General features: G+C 53.0%; 1 protein-coding gene. It reads left to right on the top strand.

Annotated elements, in window-relative coordinates; all coding sequences use genetic code 11:
- The coding region (locus TW84_RS24680; protein ID WP_045977963.1) for a hypothetical protein at positions 1 to 406 on the top strand (406 nt) is incomplete at both ends.

Below are 406 nucleotides of genomic sequence, written 5' to 3'. Positions count from 1 at the left end.
ATGGCGATGTCGCTGTGGGGGCAAGCTCAATTGAGTCAGGGTAAGGTGTTTCTTAACCAGGGCCTTAGCGCTCAAACCCAAGCGGCCAATGGGCGTTACCACCAGTTGTTAATGGAAGCGCACAGTACCAATATAGCCTTGTCCAAGCTCCCTACTGACTCGCCAGACTATCGCCGAATGTCGACCTCGCTGCGTGGGGTCAACAAACAAATCAGTCGCTATGTGGAGTCTATCCCACCAGTGTTCAGCGAATACCGGAGCCAAACCGTGGGCAAATACACCTTCAGCAACGCCGCGAGCTCGGTCAGCCATGCCTTTGATCGCCTTGGCGGCACAGATTTGGTGGTGGCGTCCCTCAACCTAATTAATATCACCTCACAAATACAAACCCTGCAAGAGATGGAAA

Source organism: Vibrio neptunius, assembly GCF_000967495.1.
Lineage (GTDB): Bacteria > Pseudomonadota > Gammaproteobacteria > Enterobacterales > Vibrionaceae > Vibrio > Vibrio neptunius.
Note: the sequence above shows the minus strand (reverse complement) of the source record. Positions and strands in the feature narration are given on the sequence as shown.